Source organism: Dickeya dadantii NCPPB 898, from assembly GCF_000406145.1.
Taxonomy (GTDB): Bacteria; Pseudomonadota; Gammaproteobacteria; order Enterobacterales; family Enterobacteriaceae; genus Dickeya; species Dickeya dadantii.
In genome coordinates, this window is sequence record NZ_CM001976.1 from 3,597,813 (window position 1) to 3,614,131 (window position 16,319).

The window sequence follows — 16,319 nt, forward strand, 5'->3', positions numbered from 1 at the left end:
CGCTGGGGCCATACTCCGATGCTGATACACAGCCAGGCTGTGCCGCAATTCATCACGGCGCGCAGTATAACAGAAAGCCTGGGTTCACCCATCCCATAGCGGAGAGAGCATGACAACCTTATCATCTTCAATGGCTGACAACGTTATCACCTATAAAGTGAACGACCCCATCAATGTCGATCAGTTTATCCACCTGCTTAACCGAACCTCACTGGGTCCGAGACGGCCGCTGGATCAACGCGATACCCTCGCCGGCATGCTAACCGAAACCGACCTGCTGGTAACGGCGTGGCGAGGCGATGAACTGGTGGGCGTGGCGCGCAGCGTGACGGATTATCACTTTTGCTGTTACCTGTCCGACCTGGCGGTGGATGAAACTTGTCAGCACGGCGGCATCGGTCGTCAGCTTATCACGCATACCGCTCAGCAGCTCAAACCGCAGTGCCGTCTGATTCTGATTGCCGCGCCCCAGGCCGTGGACTATTACCCCAAAATCGGCTTTGAGACGCACCCCAGCGCCTGGCATATTCTGGCGGGTGATATTCTCGCACTGAAGCGTTGAGGTCTGTGCGAAGTGTGTCGAGTGTGGCGAAAATATCAACATATTCGCAAGAAAGTCAGGATTCCGTTATCGGCGGATAAAAGAGGGTAAAACGCGTTGCGCAGTATCGGTAAAAGGTTTCTGATGGGCTTCGGTCAACCGAAACGAGGTGTAACATGACAGCACTAACGAAAACCTGCCGCACTGTGGCGCTGATTGCCGGTATTTCCTTGCTTTCGGCCTTGTCTGTGGCGTCTGCGAATCCGGAAAATCCGGAACCGCGGGGGCCAGACAGGCAGGAGATAATGCCGCCGCCACCGGGGTTCCCACCGCCGCCGCTCAGGTTGCCGCCACCAATACCTGCGCTTTATCAGGCATCATTGCAGGCGACTGATCCGGTATTGGCTGCTAATAAACTGGTCGCCAACGTACCGCAAGGCGGTGGTAAAACCTATGAAGTCAGCATCAGCGTAAGGGAAGTCCCGCCAGAACCACCGCAGCCAACTGCAACCAGATAACATCATATGTAGCGTCAACGGTCAGACCAATCACAGGTAGTGGGGAACAGAACAAAACGGAGTTGTACCAATGTTGAACAGGGTATTAACAGCAGATTGATACTCTGGCAGACAAAGCGGGCCTGACGCCCGCTAGTCCTGTGAACTTACCGTCGATTCAGGTGGAAACAGAACCGGTTGATCGGTGCGAATACTAAGCCGAACCGGCTGCCCCGGCTCAAACCAGTTGCCGCTTTGCACCTGCAGTTCCAGCTCATTGACCCGGACGCGATAAAAATTACTGGTCCCCATAAACAGCCGATCTTCGATTACGCCCGAGCCTTCCTCATCCAGCGCCAGCGCAATCTCTTGTGGACGAATCAGCCAGTCATAACGTGCGCCATGCGGCAGTTTCAACGCTCTCGTCGCCTGATGCTCGCCGAGAAAACTCTGCCATTGCCGATCTCCGCTGATCTTCACCGGCAGGTAATTGGTATTACCCATAAAACTTGCTACATAACGGCTGACCGGCCGGTAGTAGAGATCGGCGGAAAAACCCTGCTGCACAATGCCGCCATCATGGATCAGGATCAGATGATCGGCGAAGGCAAAGGCGTCCTCCCGATCAGACGTCGCAAACAGCGTGGCAATCTGACGCTGCCGCAGGATTTGGCGTAGCTCGCTGATCAAGCGGTAACGAATCTGGCCGTCAACGGCGGAAAAAGGCTCATCCAGCAGTAACAGTTTGGGTTGACACGCCAGCGCGCGGGCAAGCGCCGCCCGCTGATTCTGCTCTCTGGACAGCTCATGGGGGTAACACCGGGTAAAGGTTTCCAGTTGCATCAGCCCTACCGCATCCATCGCCAGGGTGCTGACCTCTTCCGATGACTTGCCGCGCAGCCCGAAGGTGATGTTCTCCATGACCGTCAAATGGGGAAACAACACGTCATCCTGAAACACCATCCCCACCACGCGTGGCGGCGGCTCAGCGCCCTGCGCCTGAGCATCCGTCCTCTGGCCGGCGATGGCTATTCTGCCTTGTTCCTGCGGCAGCAAACCCGCTATCGATTTCAGCAGCGTGGTTTTACCATCACCGCTGGCCCCAAGCAGGCATACCATTTCGCCTTCATGCACCGAAAAACTCACGTTTTCCAACACGGAAAGTTGCGGATAGCGGCAACTGAGCGAGGCTATCGTTAGAATCTCCGGGGTCGCCATAACTTACCTATCCTTCCATTCTCATCAATCGGGTTATCCCAAATAGCGGGATCATCCCCACACCAACCAGCATCAGCGCGGGGGTCGCCACCAGCGGCAACCGTTCATCCATCATGAAACGGAACACATAGGTTGCCATGGTTTCCACTTCAAATGGCTGCAACAATAGCGAGGCGTTCAGTTCACGCAGGCTTTCGGTAAACACCAACAAGACGCCGACAATCAGGCAGTGGCGTAATTGCGGCAGATAGACCCACAGTACCTGCAGAGCTGGCGTATAGCCGAGCGACTGGCTGACATGATTCATTGCGCCCGACATGCGGGACATGCGGATTTGCAGCCGGTCAATCAGCAAACCGCTAAAACGCATGCAGTAGGCCAGAATCAGCACCAGCACCGACCCCGCCCAGGGGTCATCCACCACACCGCCGGCCGTGGCGTGCCAGGCGTCCAGCCCCAGAAACGGCACCAGCAGGCCCATACCTAACGCCGTCGAAGGCAATAACCGGTTGAGATTGAGCCAGCGCAACGGATTACGGTAAGCCGGATTGCCGATTGCCCGAAAATCAAACGTGCACACAACCGCCAGCCCAATCACCAGCAATGTCGCGCAGGCGGCCGCCATGAAGCTACTGGTAAACGCCAGCAAGAACGGCAAACTCCAGATCGGCGCTTCGGACAATATCGCCCAACCCACCAGCCGACCGACCGGCACCACAAACGCAATCACCACCAGCGCGCCGCCAAACAGCATGGTCAGAAAACGCGGCCATCCACGCAGCACCGGGACGTTTTGCGGGTAGACTCCACTGCTTTTCTGATAACGCAACTGACGGGCGCGACTACGACGCCCCTGAAACCAGATCAGGAACACCAGCGGCAGCAGCAACGACATCAATAATGCCGCCGTACCGTGTTGCGCCTTGTCGCGCCATAAGTCCAGACCGGCCGTAGTGATAGTTTGTAAGGAGAAATAAGCGGAAATACCGTAATCGCCGAGCGCTTCCGACGCCATCAGTACCATGCCAAGCGCGATCGCCGGGCGGGCCATGGGAAACACCACACGCCAGAATACCTGCGCACGAGTCTGGTTCATCAGCCGGGCAGCCTGTTGCAAACTGACTGGTTGCGACATCAGCGCCGTTCGAACCAGCAGGTAGACATACGGGAATAGCACCAGCGCCAGACACAGGCTAGCGCACACTACCATCAGCGCCTGTTGCCAGAATGTCTGAGGCACAATGTCGGTATCAAACGACAAGGCATAAAGCGTTTGCTTGACCGGCCCTTCGTACCCCAGCGCGTCGCCATAGACCGCGGCCAGCAGATAACCGGGCATCGCCAACGGCAGCAATAACGCCCGATGCAGCCACACCTGGCCGGCAAAACGATAGCGCGACATCAGCCAGGCCAACGGCAGTGCAAACAGCAGGCTGAACAGCACGCAGCCCACCACCAGCATCAGCGAGTTAATTCCATAAACGGGCAGAGCATGCCATAACGCCGACACCGCGTCGCCAGGAGCGGACAACGCCATCCCAACCATGGTCACCAGCGGGAATAGAAGCATTCCTGCCAACAGCACACTACTAATGCGCCAGATACCTGAAGTCATGAGAGATCGTGAGATAAATTTAAACTGCACTATTAATATCAAAGCCAGACGCTGGCGTCATGGTATCAATAGCTGATAAATAGCGGGTAATTGTGCCATTGAACATACACCCCTCCGTTTGCCCCGCCCGGTGCGGTTCTCCGCCTCTTGCGGATATCGCGCTGCTCTTAATAAAACTTGAAATCCGGGCCGGTAACTGTGATAACGTCATCTAATGAAAGATGAAACAGGTTGAATTATGAAACATTCCGCGCTGGTGCTGCTCCTGCTCTCGCTGTTGGGCTTCTCCTCCGCCAGTAAGGCATTGAATGATTTCGAGGCTGAAGACCTCGCCGATCTGACCGCTATTTTTGTTTATCTGAAAAACAACTGTGGCTACAAAGATCTCCCCAACGAGCAAATCCGTCGGGCGCTGGTGATCTTCGCCCAGCAAAATCGCTGGGATCTGAGCAACTACAATCAGTTCGATATGATCGCCCTTGGCGAAGCCAGTTACCGCGACCTGAGCGGGATCGCCATTCCCACCCCGAAAAAATGCCAGTATCTGGCACGAAACTCGCTCAGTTTACTCGCGAATACGCAGTAAAGCGTAAAATCCTCCGTATTGCGTGAAATTTGACCGTGCAAGCACCATGAGAGTTAGCTATCATAGCGCGCCAATTTTCATGGCTGTTATCGCGGAGGAAGCCCTAACATGTCCCGGAAAGAAATTTGGTATGAGACCCTGCATGCCAACTTTGGTCAGTATTTTTCGATAGACCAGGTGCTCTATCATGAAAAAACCGACCATCAGGATCTGATCATCTTCGAAAACGCTGCGCTAGGCCGAGTTATGGCACTGGATGGCGTAGTGCAAACCACCGAACGCGACGAGTTCATCTATCACGAAATGATGACCCATGTTCCGCTGCTGGCCCACGGCAACGCTAAACGCGTGCTGATCATCGGCGGCGGCGACGGCGGCATGCTGCGCGAAGTCTGCCGTCACCGTAACATAGAACAGGTCACGATGGTGGAAATCGATGCCGGCGTGGTGGCGTTCTGCCGTCAATATCTGCCCAATCACAGCGCCGGCGCCTACGATGACCCGCGCTTTCGTCTGGTGATTGACGATGGTGTTAACTTCGTCAATGCCTGTCAGGAAAAGTTCGATATCATCATCTCCGACTGCACCGATCCTATCGGCCCCGGCGAAAGCCTGTTTACCTCAGATTTCTATCAGGGATGCGCACGCCGCCTGAACGACGGGGGGATCTTCGTGGCGCAGAACGGCGTCTGCTTCCTGCAGCAGGATGAGGCGGTCAATAGCCATCAGAAACTGAGCCACTATTTCAGCGACGTCAGTTTTTATCAGACCGCGATTCCCACTTACTACGGCGGAATCATGACCTTTGCCTGGGCCAGCAACAACCCGGCGTTGCGTACCATCGATCAAAATAGCCTGCAGCAGCGGTTTGACGCCGCGGGAATCGAATGCCGCTATTACAATCCGGCCATTCATACCGGCAGCTTTGCCCTGCCGCAATATTTACTGAATGCCCTGTCAGCCGCACGCTGATCACCGGCATCCATAAGGGGGTGAATTAAATTGCAAAAGCTGAAACTACATGGCTTTAACAATCTGACCAAGAGCCTGAGTTTTTGTATCTACGATATCTGTTACGCCAAAACGCCTGCCGACCGCGATGGCTATATCGCGTACATTGATGAGCAGTACAATGCGAACCGTCTGACAGAAATCCTGAGTGAAACCTGCTCCATCATTGGCGCCAATGTGTTGAATATTGCCCGCCAGGATTATGAACCGCAGGGCGCCAGCGTCACTATTCTGGTCAGCGAGGAACCGATGGACCCCCGCGATGTGGATACCTCCGAACATCCCGGTCCGCTGCCGAACTCCGTCGTCGCGCATCTCGACAAGAGCCATATTTGTGTGCACACCTATCCGGAAAGCCACCCCGGCGGCGGCCTGTGTACCTTCCGTGCGGATATCGAAGTGTCTACCTGTGGCGTCATTTCTCCGCTCAAGGCGCTCAACTATCTGATTCACCAGCTGGAATCGGATATCGTGACCATCGACTATCGCGTGCGCGGTTTTACCCGCGACATCAACGGCGTCAAGCATTTCATCGACCACAAAATCAATTCGATTCAGAACTTCATGTCCGACGACATGAAATCGCTCTATCACCTGATGGACGTGAACGTTTACCAGGAAAACATTTTTCACACCAAAATGCTGCTGAAGGATTTCGACCTGAAGCACTACCTGTTTAACGTCAGTCCGGAAGAACTGAGCCCAGAAGAGCGCAAACGTATTACCGATTTGCTGTATCGCGAGATGCAGGAAATCTATTACGGCAGAAACATCGCAACCGTTTGACCATTCACCTGAGGGCGCCCGCCCTCAGGCTTTCTTCACCGCCATCTTCCCATATTGGGTTCACCTCACCAAAACCTCTATATATTGCGTGGTTGATATTTTAAAACACAATATCTAGTATTCATGACAAGACTGGCCGACGTGCTTCATCAGGTACAGGTTCTTGAACAGTACGCTATCGCCCCTTTTTTACTCAAAAAAAGGTAATACGAATCATGACTATTAGTGTTTACAGCAAACCAGACTGCCCTCAATGCGACGCCACCTGCCGCACGCTGGATAACTATGGCGTGACCTACCGCAAGGTCGATATCTCCTGCGATGAGCAGGCGCGGGAGCATGTCCTGGCGCTCGGCTACCGTCAGGTGCCGGTGGTGGAAACCGACGGGGCGCATTGGTGTGGTTTCCGTCCGGATAAACTCAGTTCTCTACGCGCCGTCACCGCCTGAGATTACGATGATGAATCCGATCATCTATTTCTCCAGCCAGTCGGAAAACACGCATCGGTTCGTCTGTCGTCTGGGATTACCGGCGATGCGGATACCGCTGCAGGCCGATGCGCCGATGCCGGATATCGCCAGTCCGTACATTCTGGTGGTGCCCAGTTACGGCGGTGGCGGCACCCGAGGGGCGGTGCCCCGTCAGGTTATCCACTTTCTCAACCAATCATCGCGTCGTGCGTTGCTGCGCGGCGTCATCGCCGCCGGAAACCGCAACTTTGGCGCCGCCTACGCCATCGCCGGCGACATTATCGCCGCCAAATGCCAGGTTCCCTGCCTTTACCGCTTTGAGCTGTCTGGCACCCCGGAAGATGTAAACAACGTACGCAGAGGAGTGAACCAATTTTGGCTACAGCAGAATTCCTGACCGACGCGCCTTCCAGCCAGCTGGATTACCATGCGCTCAACGCCATGCTGAACATCTACGACGCCGACGGCCGTATTCAGTTTGAGCAGGATCGGCAGGCCATTCAGGTCTATTTCCGCGACCATGTGCTGCCGCGCACCCGCCATTTCCCGTCTCTGGAAGAGAAATTACGCTGGCTGCAACAGGAAGGGTATTACGAGCCCCAGGTACTGGCACGCTACCAGTTGGACTTCATCGTCGAACTGTTCCAGCGCGCGGCCGAACATCGCTACCAGTTCCAAAGCTTTCTGGGTGCCTTCAAGTTTTACACCAGCTATGCGCTGAAAACCTTCGACGGCAGCCAGTATCTGGAAAGCTATGACGACCGGGCCTGCATGGTGGCGCTGACGCTGGCGCAAGGCGACACGAAACTGGCCCGTCAACTGGTGGATGAAATGATGAGCGGCCGCTTCCAGCCTGCCACGCCGACTTTCCTCAATTGCGGCAAACAGCAGCGCGGCGAGCTGGTGTCCTGCTTTCTGCTACGTATCGAGGACAACATGGAGTCCATCGGCCGGGCGGTCAATTCGGCGCTGCAACTCTCCAAACGCGGCGGCGGCGTAGCCTTTATGCTGACCAATATCCGTGAAACCGGCGCGCCGATAAAACGCATCGAAAACCAGTCATCCGGCGTCATTCCGATCATGAAAATGCTGGAGGACGCATTTTCCTACGCCAATCAGCTCGGTGCCCGCCAGGGAGCCGGAGCGGTTTACCTGCACGCCCATCACCCGGATATCCTGCGTTTTCTTGATACCCGCCGGGAAAACGCCGACGAGAAAATCCGCATCAAAACCCTGTCGCTGGGAGTGGTCATTCCGGACATTACGCTGCGGCTGGCCCGCGCCAATCAGGATATGCACCTGTTTTCACCCTATGACGTTGAGCGGGTGTATGGCATGCCGCTGTCGGAAATCAGCGTCAGCGAAAAATACGATGAACTGGTCAGCCATCCCGGTATTCGCAAATGGACCCTCAACGCCCGCCAGTTTTTCCAGACGCTGGCCGAGATCCAGTTTGAATCCGGTTACCCCTACCTGATGTTCGAAGATACCGTGAACCGCCACAACCCGGTGGCCGGCCGCATCACCATGAGCAACCTGTGCTCGGAAATTTTGCAGGTCAGCCGCGCCAGCGAGTATCAGGAGGATTTGAATTATCGTCAGGTCGGGAAGGACATTTCCTGTAACCTCGGGTCGCTCAATATCGCCCGTGTGATGGATGGCGGCAACCTGGCCCGATCAGTGGAAATCGCCGTGCGGGCGCTGACAGCGGTGTCCGACATGAGCCATATCGGCGCGGTGCCGTCTATCGCCAACGGCAATACTGAGTCTCACGCCATCGGGCTGGGGCAGATGAACCTGCACGGCTATCTGGCGCGCGAAGGGTTGTTTTACGGTTCAGAAGAAGCGCTGGATTTTACCAACCTTTATTTTTACGCCGTGACGTATCACGCCTTGCGCACCTCCAGCCTGCTGGCACAAGAGCGTAACCAAACCTTCGCCGGGTTCGCCGATTCGCAGTACGCCAGCGGCGCGTTTTTTGATCGTTATCTGTCGCAAGAGTGGCAGCCGGTCACGGAGCGTGTGCGCGAACTATTCGCTTGCGCCGGCATTACGCTGCCTTTACCAGAAGACTGGCTGGCGCTAAAAGCGCAGGTGATGCGCCACGGACTCTACAATCAGAACCTACAGGCGGTGCCGCCCACCGGTTCGATTTCCTATATCAATCATGCCACGGCGAGCATCCACCCGATTGTTTCGCGCATCGAGATCCGCAAGGAAGGCAAGCTGGGACGGGTTTACTACCCTGCCCCGTACATGACTAACGACAACCAACGCTTTTATCAGGACGCCTATGAGATCGGTCCGGAGAAAATCATCGACACCTACGCCGTGGCGACCCGCCATGTCGATCAAGGGCTGTCGCTGACGTTATTTTTCCCCGATACCGCCACCACCCGCGATATCAACAAAGCGCAGATCTATGCCTGGAAAAAAGGCATCAAGACCCTGTACTACATTCGCGTACGCCAAAAAGCGCTGGAAGGCACCGAGATCCAGGGCTGTGTGTCCTGCTCGCTGTAATACACGCCTGATGCAATATGCCTAATGCAATATATGAACATCGGAGATAACTGCATGAGTCCGCTTTTGCCCCTGAAGGCCATCAACTGGAATCGCCCGCAGGATGACAAGGATCTGGAGGTATGGAATCGGCTGACCACCAATTTCTGGCTACCGGAAAAAATCGCGCTGTCCAACGATATGCCGTCCTGGGCGCAATTGAGTGATATCGAACGTCAACTCACGCTGCGGGTGTTTACCGGCCTGACCCTGCTGGATACGCTGCAGAATACTCAGGGCGCCCCTGCGCTGATGGCCGATGTGCTGACGCCGCATGAAGAAGCGGTGCTCTCCAACATCGGTTTTATGGAAGCGGTCCATGCTCGCTCTTACAGCGCCATCTTTTCCACCCTGTGCCTGACCAGCGAAGTGGACGACGCTTATAGCTGGAGCGAACGTAACCAGCCGTTGCAAAACAAGGCGGCTCTGATTCTCTCGCATTACCAGCATGACGATCCGCTGAAAAAGAAAATCGCCAGCGTCTTTCTGGAATCCTTCCTGTTTTACTCCGGTTTTTACCTGCCGATGTACTGGGCCAGCCGCGGCCAGTTGACCAATACCGCCGACCTGATTCGCCTTATCATCCGCGACGAAGCGGTGCACGGGTATTACATCGGCTATAAATACCAGCAAGGGTTAAAACGCGTGGGTACGCAACAACAACGGGATTTGCAGGCCTTCGCCTACGATTTGCTGCAAACCCTGTACGACAATGAGGTGGATTACACCCATGAGCTGTATGACGACGTCGGCTGGAGCGATGATGTAGTGAAATTCCTGCACTATAACGCCAATAAAGCGCTGATGAATCTGGGCTATGAAGCGCTATTTCCCGCCAGCATGACCGACGTCAATCCGGCCATTCTGGCTGCCCTATCGCCGGGCGCGGAGGAAAACCATGATTTCTTCTCCGGGGCCGGTTCATCCTATGTGATCGGCAAAGCTGTGGAAACCGAAGACGAAGACTGGGATTTCTAAGTCCCAGAAACGAAGAAGCCCTGAATCAGATGATTCAGGGCTTCGGAATGGTTGGCGGTGCGGACGGGACTCGAACCCGCGACCCCCGGCGTGACAGGCCGGTATTCTAACCGACTGAACTACCGCACCGCGCTGTGCTCAGTGAGCGAGGTGCATACTACGGTCCGCCATCGGTTGCGTCAACGCTTTTTATCACTAACCACTTCTGTTTGCTTACATTTTCAGCGTGCCGCCGTCTTTGTGATCAACGGCCACAAACTCAGTTACGCCACAGGCAACTGCCGCCTTTTTTCATAATCAGATCCAGACGTTGTTCATGCGCCGCCAATTCTTCGTCACTGGCATACAATACCGCCAAAGCCGACGCCGGGCGTGCAATACGCTGTATGGTTTCCGTTTGCGCCGTCTGCTGCTGGGTATCTCCCTCCATCGAGAAGGCCAGCGACGTTTGACCACCGGTCATCGCCAGATAAACTTCGGCCAGAATTTCGGCATCGAGTAACGCGCCGTGCAGCGTACGCTTGCTGTTATCTATCTGGTAACGATCGCACAACGCATCCAGGTTATTACGCTTGCCGGGGAATAACCGGCGCGCCATCTGCAGGCTATCGGTGATGGTGCAAAACGTCTCGGTTTTCGGGATATCGCGCTTCAGCAACCGAAACTCATAGTCCATAAAGCCGATATCAAACGTCGCGTTATGGATCACCAGCTCGGCACCGCGAATGAAATCGAGAAAATCATCGACGACATCGCCGTAAGTCGGCTTATCCGCCAGAAATTCATCACTGATGCCGTGAACGTTATAGGCTTCCGGGTCCACCAGCCGGTCCGGTTTGAGGTAGACATGGAAGTGACGCCCGGTCAGACGACGGTTTATCACCTCGACCGCACCGATCTCAATAATCTTGTGCCCTTCATAGTGAACCCCCAGTTTGTTCATACCGGTGGTTTCCGTATCAAGAACGATTTGTCGTGTAATTGCAGTGCTCATCGGTTTCGTTTATGTCAGACTTGTACTTTTGACCATGAATAAGAGTCTACCAGAGATGCTAAAACAGGTAGAGATTTTCACCGACGGATCCTGCCTCGGCAATCCCGGCCCGGGTGGATATGGGGCGCTGCTGCGTTACAAGCAGCACGAAAAAACCCTCAGCGCAGGTTACCGGCTCACCACCAATAACCGGATGGAATTGATGGCGGCGATCGTCGCGCTGGAAACCCTGACCACACCTTGCGACGTGACCATCAGCACCGACAGCCAATACGTCCGTCAGGGCATAACCAGTTGGATCCACAACTGGAAAAAGCGCGGCTGGAAAACCGCGGAGAAAAAACCGGTGAAAAACGTCGACCTGTGGCAACGGCTGGATCAAGCTATTCAGCGTCATACCTTGCACTGGCAATGGGTGAAAGGCCATGCCGGCCATCCGGAGAACGAACGCTGCGATGAACTGGCTCGCCAGGCTGCCAGCGCACCCACCCTTGATGACACCGGTTATCAACCGGAGTAGCCTCAACCATAATAAACCAGCCTCCCGACCGGCGGTCAGTCATGCCGATAACGATAGCTTTTCGTCGCCCCCACCGGGCGATTTAACGGCGATTTCCTCAGTCGGGATTTGGTCGGCGTCATCGTCAGCGGAATCGTGCGTTTGCGCGCAACAATCAGATTCAGACAGCCCAGCAGTGGCAGCGTATTGTTCCACTTGCCTTGCCCGGGTTGACGCCAGGGCAGCACCTGCAAACTGTTATGATGTACAATCTCGTAATTCAACAGGCTCAGCCAGTCCATCACCCGCATCTGGCTGAACATCCGGCTGCAATACGGCTGGCGCCGGCGCATACCGGGCACCAAACGCCCCAGCCCAACCAAACTGACCGGATTGAACCCGCTGATGATGACCCAGCCATCGTTAATCAAGATTCGGTCCACTTCGCGCACAATCCGGTGAGGATCGGCGGAATAAGCCAGTACATGGGCCAGCAGACAGGCATCCACCGATTTCTCGACAAACGGCAGTTGGTAGGGGTCAGCCATGACATGCGCCGCCTGCGGCTCACGACTGACGTTGACCTGATGCGGAATCGTACATATCTGGCTGTCAATCGCCGTGCTCAACCGACCGATTTTCAGCAGATGAAAGCCAAAAATCCGACTCCACCAGGGGGCCAGCGCCGTATTCAGCGTATGAAGATAGTGCTCTCCCCAGGGAATCGCTTCCCAACTATCAGGCGCTACGATCTTCTGGGATGTTTGTGCTGGCTTCATGTTTTAGTATCTTCCGCAGGCTAATCGCAAAAAATGAGGATGCAGCATGAATCTTATCAGTGTACCGGCCTTCAAAGACAACTACATCTGGCTGCTGGCCAACGATGAAAAGCAATGCGTGATTGTGGATCCAGGCGAAGCCGCCCCCGTGCTACAGGCGTTGGAATATCACAGATTGTTCCCTGCAGCCATCCTGTTGACCCATCACCATAACGATCACACAGGCGGCGTCCGCCAACTGGCGGAACACTACCCCGGCATACAAATTTACGGTCCACAGGAAACCAAACCGTGTGGCGTGACACATACAGTACAGGAAGGTGACATCATTGCTGCGGCCGGCTCGGAATTTTCTATTTTTTTCGTGCCCGGGCACACCGCAGGACATATCGCGTATCATAGCCATCCATATTTGTTCTGCGGCGATACGTTATTTTCTGCTGGGTGCGGTCGCATTTTTGAAGGTACAGCACAACAAATGTTCGAATCATTGATCAAGTTGGCTGATTTACCCGATGAAACCCAAGTATGTTGTGCGCATGAGTACACATTATCCAATCTGGAGTTCGCGCACCACGTTTGGCCAGAAGATGCGGATATTCATGATTACCTACTTAAAATCAGGCAATTACATGAAAAAGGAGAATCATCTCTCCCTTCCACACTGGGGCAGGAACGAAGAATAAATATTTTTTTACGTTACCATGACATTGATTTGCAAAGAAAATTGTCCATTAACACGGACCACAAGGGTGGTTGGCATATTTTTGCGCACTTACGCGCCATGAAAGACCGATTCTGACGGTTTTTGTTGTACTGAATTGCCAATCAAAGTATCATTGTTTGTCTTTTAAGCAACTATTGACACATATATGAAGACTAAAGCGATATTTATCGCCTCAGTCGTGCTGACAGGGTGCCAGGTGCCGCCTAACGACACCTCCCAACCCAGACAGCATGCACAGAGTCTGTCTTCGGCTGGTCAAAGTGAAGCAGGAAAGTACACAGATAGTCGAGAGACCGGGACGCGGTGGCTGGATGATGAAAGCATCGCGCAACGAGATCTGTGGAACTTCATTGGCGACGAGCTGAAGATGGAGGTTCCGGAAAATATCCGGATCCGCGAGCAAAAACAGCGTTACTTAAAAAATAAGAGCTATCTCCACGATGTAACATTACGGGCAGAGCCGTACATGTACTGGATAGTCGGGCAGATTAAAGAACGTAAGATGCCGATGGAACTGGTACTGCTACCCATAGTGGAGAGCGCTTTTGACCCAAACGCCAGGTCATCATCCAACGCCGTAGGGCTTTGGCAGATTGTTCCTGGCACCGGGCGCAATTATGGGTTGAAACACACCCAATGGTATGACGGGCGTCGTGATGTTGTTGCATCCACGACCGCTGCATTGGATATGATGCAGCGCCTGAACCGCATGTTTGACGGCGACTGGTTACTGACCGTGGCTGCCTACAACGCGGGTGAAGGGCGAATCATGCAAGCGGTGAAAGCGAATAAAGCGAAAGGCCGTCCAACTAATTATTGGGCGCTGGCGTTGCCGTATGAAACGTCAACCTATGTGCCCAAAATGTTGGCGCTGAGCGATATTCTCAAACACAGCAAAAAATACGGAGTTGAACTGCCGAAACCCAATGAGAATCGTGCTCTGGCGCGAGTAGATCTGGGTCAGCAGATGGAGTTGACGCAAGCAGCTGAACTGGCGGGGTTATCTGTTACCAAGCTGAAGAGCTACAACACGGGTTACACACGTGATGTCACTGCGCCGAACGGGCCGCATTACATTATGGTACCCAAGTCTCATGTGGGACAGTTGAAAGACTCGCTGGCAGACGGTGACATTGCCGCCATCCAACCGGCTAAAGCCGTACAGCCGGTAGTGTCGACTCGCTCTGTTGGATACAAAGTTCGCTCTGGTGATACGTTATCGAGCATCGCCAAGCGAATGAATGTCCGTACGCAGGATCTGCAAAGCTGGAATCGCCTCAAGGGCAGCGCTCTGAAGGTGGGTCAAACATTGCAGGTTGCCAAAGCAACGGTACCCGTGACGGCAGGTATCGCAGCAAACAGCAACAAGTCGAACTCGATTGTTTATCAGGTTCGCAAGGGTGATTCGCTGGCAAGCATTGCCAAACGCCATGGCGTTAACATTGCTGATGTCATGCGCTGGAATACGGTCATCAAAGATGCCAACCTCCAGCCGGGCGATAGGCTGACACTTTATGTCACCAACAGACAATCACCAGACTCCTGATACCGGTAAATAATAAAAAAAACCGCCATTACGGCGGTTTTTTTTATTGTCGCAGTAGGGAATCAGGAAACATCGAACTCTACCAGCAAAGGATTGTGATCAGATGCGTTGGTGACCAGCACCGACGAATTTGCTACCCCCAACTCGCGATAAAAGACAAAATCCAGCGGCCGGCCAAATGCACGGCGCCGTTGATCGTCAGAAAAAACCACTTCGCCAAGCCCCATTCGATGGGCAAACCGATAAAGTGCGCTCACCCTGGGCTGACTCCAGGCATTAAAATCGCCCGCCATCACCACTGGTCCTTTGTGACGCTTCAGCTGTTCGCCAATAGTTTCAAGCTGTTTTGTATAGGCCTCAACACCCAGGCTGAAGTTGACAGCATGGATATTAATGACCATCAATAAACGCCCATCGCTCAGTGAATAAACCGTGATCAACGCTGATTTGGCCAGCCGAATCAACGGTTCTCTCTCACGCAACGGAAAGCAATACATAGGCTGCGCAGATGATAACGTCATCACACCAGAAGGATGAGAAGGAAGAACAAAAGCAGGTACCTGCTCGGCGGAAAGATAATGCGTAGTGGCAAAACGAATCAGTTCAGGACTTGATTGCGCTTCCTGCAACAGCATCAGTTGGGTGTTCTCGCCAAAATTTTTCAGGACCGAGAGCCAATTCGTACGCTGTTGCTTAAAAATATTCCACACCATAACCCGCAACCGATCCTCCGTTGGCATCAGAGGCCCCGAAGATGCGGGCTGCTGTTTTAAATAATGCATTGCTGCAGGCTGAAAGATACGTTCAACAGGCTGCCCGGCAACGTACCTCATGGCATAGGTTTTCTTACGCACATTGCTCCTGCTTATAACCGGTGAACTGTTAATCGTTATAGGGTTTTTGTCTTCGAGTTTCAATGGGTATAACTCGTCAGATGAAAAATTCGGTATCGCGGATGATAGTATGTAATGCAGCAGATGATGGCTTTAAAAAGATCGATTACGTAGTAAAAACGATCGCCAATCAGAGGATGGGTTAAAAATAATAGCAAAAAGCCCCGAGCTTATGCTCAGGGCTTTTATATGTTGGCGGTGCGGACGGGACTCGAACCCGCGACCCCCGGCGTGACAGGCCGGTATTCTAACCGACTGAACTACCGCACCACCGATTCTGTACGTTATCAGAGGAGTCAATCCGATAACCGGTGTCTTATTACACCCTAATTTGATGCCTGGCAGTTCCCTACTCTCGCATGGGGAGACCCCACACTACCATCGGCGCTACGGCGTTTCACTTCTGAGTTCGGCATGGGGTCAGGTGGGACCACCGCGCTGTCGCCGCCAGGCAAATTCTTTTCATCCCCGCCGTCACACTACCGTGCAACCACAGGAACCAATCCATCGAACAAGCCAAATACCGTCGTCTCTCTCACCAAAACACCTTCGGTGTTGTAAGGTTAAGCCTCTCGGGTCATTAGTACTGGTTAGCTCAACGTATCGCTACGCTTACA

Annotated in this window: 17 protein-coding genes, 2 tRNA genes and 1 rRNA gene; 12 read left to right on the forward strand and 8 right to left on the reverse strand. The window is 53.9% G+C overall.

Annotation, left to right across the window (positions count from 1 at the left end):
• Positions 1-109: 109 nt before the first annotated feature.
• On the forward strand, positions 110-562 hold the full coding sequence (locus DDA898_RS16165) for a GNAT family N-acetyltransferase (protein ID WP_038911726.1): 453 nt from the start codon (positions 110-112) through the stop codon (positions 560-562).
• Positions 563-717: 155 nt separating this feature from the next.
• Positions 718-1,059, forward strand: a complete 342-nt coding sequence (locus DDA898_RS22490) for a hypothetical protein (protein ID WP_013319057.1) — start codon at positions 718-720, stop codon at positions 1,057-1,059.
• Between the two features lie 132 nt (positions 1,060-1,191).
• Here the strand turns inward: DDA898_RS22490 and DDA898_RS16170 are convergent, their stop codons facing one another.
• Positions 1,192-2,256 (reverse strand): ABC transporter ATP-binding protein, encoded by a 1,065-nt coding sequence (locus tag DDA898_RS16170; RefSeq protein WP_038911727.1) that lies wholly within the window; start codon positions 2,254-2,256, stop codon positions 1,192-1,194.
• Between the two features lie 7 nt (positions 2,257-2,263).
• Entirely contained in the window at positions 2,264-3,871 is a 1,608-nt protein-coding gene (locus DDA898_RS16175) for an ABC transporter permease (protein ID WP_038911728.1), read from the reverse strand.
• Between the two features lie 238 nt (positions 3,872-4,109).
• Between DDA898_RS16175 and DDA898_RS16180 the strand changes: the two genes are divergently transcribed.
• The 7 genes from DDA898_RS16180 (at position 4,110) to nrdF (ending at position 10,264) form a co-directional block, all read left to right on the forward strand.
• Positions 4,110-4,457, forward strand: a complete 348-nt coding sequence (locus DDA898_RS16180) for a YacC family pilotin-like protein (RefSeq protein ID WP_013319060.1) — start codon at positions 4,110-4,112, stop codon at positions 4,455-4,457.
• Between the two features lie 108 nt (positions 4,458-4,565).
• Entirely contained in the window at positions 4,566-5,429 is an 864-nt protein-coding gene (speE, locus tag DDA898_RS16185; protein WP_013319061.1) for a polyamine aminopropyltransferase, read from the forward strand.
• A gap of 30 nt (positions 5,430-5,459) precedes the next feature.
• Positions 5,460-6,254, forward strand: a complete 795-nt coding sequence (gene speD, locus DDA898_RS16190) for an adenosylmethionine decarboxylase (RefSeq protein WP_013319062.1) — start codon at positions 5,460-5,462, stop codon at positions 6,252-6,254.
• 215 nt (positions 6,255-6,469) lie between these two features.
• The gene (nrdH, locus tag DDA898_RS16195) at positions 6,470-6,703 is read left to right on the forward strand and encodes a glutaredoxin-like protein NrdH (protein WP_038911729.1); all 234 of its coding nucleotides are present in this window, start codon (positions 6,470-6,472) and stop codon (positions 6,701-6,703) included.
• Positions 6,704-6,713: 10 nt separating this feature from the next.
• A complete protein-coding gene (gene nrdI / locus DDA898_RS16200; protein ID WP_038902747.1) occupies positions 6,714-7,121 on the forward strand; it encodes a class Ib ribonucleoside-diphosphate reductase assembly flavoprotein NrdI in 408 nt (135 codons plus the stop codon).
• On the forward strand, positions 7,100-9,247 hold the full coding sequence (gene nrdE / locus DDA898_RS16205) for a class 1b ribonucleoside-diphosphate reductase subunit alpha (protein ID WP_038911730.1): 2,148 nt from the start codon (positions 7,100-7,102) through the stop codon (positions 9,245-9,247). The genes nrdI and nrdE overlap by 22 nt, the downstream gene beginning before the upstream one ends.
• A gap of 54 nt (positions 9,248-9,301) precedes the next feature.
• The gene (gene nrdF, locus DDA898_RS16210) at positions 9,302-10,264 is read left to right on the forward strand and encodes a class 1b ribonucleoside-diphosphate reductase subunit beta (protein ID WP_038912616.1); all 963 of its coding nucleotides are present in this window, start codon (positions 9,302-9,304) and stop codon (positions 10,262-10,264) included.
• Between the two features lie 52 nt (positions 10,265-10,316).
• On the opposite strand, the gene DDA898_RS16215 is transcribed toward nrdF, so the two are convergent.
• Positions 10,317-10,393 (reverse strand) — tRNA-Asp (locus tag DDA898_RS16215).
• 130 nt (positions 10,394-10,523) lie between these two features.
• On the reverse strand, positions 10,524-11,258 hold the full coding sequence (dnaQ, locus tag DDA898_RS16220) for a DNA polymerase III subunit epsilon (RefSeq protein WP_038911731.1): 735 nt from the start codon (positions 11,256-11,258) through the stop codon (positions 10,524-10,526).
• Here dnaQ and rnhA point away from each other — a divergent pair.
• Positions 11,212-11,778, forward strand: coding sequence for a ribonuclease HI (rnhA, locus tag DDA898_RS16225; protein WP_161624729.1), 567 nt, complete (start codon positions 11,212-11,214; stop codon positions 11,776-11,778). The two genes, dnaQ and rnhA, sit on opposite strands and share 47 nt — an antisense overlap.
• A 35-nt stretch (positions 11,779-11,813) precedes the next feature.
• On the opposite strand, the gene DDA898_RS16230 is transcribed toward rnhA, so the two are convergent.
• Positions 11,814-12,536 carry a class I SAM-dependent methyltransferase gene (locus DDA898_RS16230; RefSeq protein ID WP_038901856.1) on the reverse strand — a complete coding sequence of 241 codons (723 nt, stop codon included), beginning with the start codon at positions 12,534-12,536 and terminating at the stop codon, positions 11,814-11,816.
• Between the two features lie 46 nt (positions 12,537-12,582).
• Between DDA898_RS16230 and gloB the strand changes: the two genes are divergently transcribed.
• Together gloB and mltD are read left to right on the forward strand one after the other, a co-directional pair.
• The gene (gene gloB / locus DDA898_RS16235) at positions 12,583-13,338 is read left to right on the forward strand and encodes a hydroxyacylglutathione hydrolase (protein ID WP_038911733.1); all 756 of its coding nucleotides are present in this window, start codon (positions 12,583-12,585) and stop codon (positions 13,336-13,338) included.
• Between the two features lie 70 nt (positions 13,339-13,408).
• Positions 13,409-14,809 (forward strand): murein transglycosylase D, encoded by a 1,401-nt coding sequence (gene mltD / locus DDA898_RS16240; RefSeq protein ID WP_013319071.1) that lies wholly within the window; start codon positions 13,409-13,411, stop codon positions 14,807-14,809.
• A 62-nt stretch (positions 14,810-14,871) separates the two neighbouring features.
• Here mltD and DDA898_RS16245 read toward each other — a convergent pair whose 3' ends face one another.
• From DDA898_RS16245 to rrf, 3 genes are all read right to left on the reverse strand, one after another.
• Positions 14,872-15,663 (reverse strand): endonuclease/exonuclease/phosphatase family protein, encoded by a 792-nt coding sequence (locus DDA898_RS16245; protein WP_071604556.1) that lies wholly within the window; start codon positions 15,661-15,663, stop codon positions 14,872-14,874.
• Positions 15,664-15,895: 232 nt separating this feature from the next.
• A tRNA-Asp gene (locus DDA898_RS16250) sits at positions 15,896-15,972 on the reverse strand.
• A gap of 66 nt (positions 15,973-16,038) precedes the next feature.
• Positions 16,039-16,154: ribosomal RNA gene (gene rrf, locus DDA898_RS16255) — 5S ribosomal RNA — on the reverse strand.
• Positions 16,155-16,319: the final 165 nt, after the last annotated feature.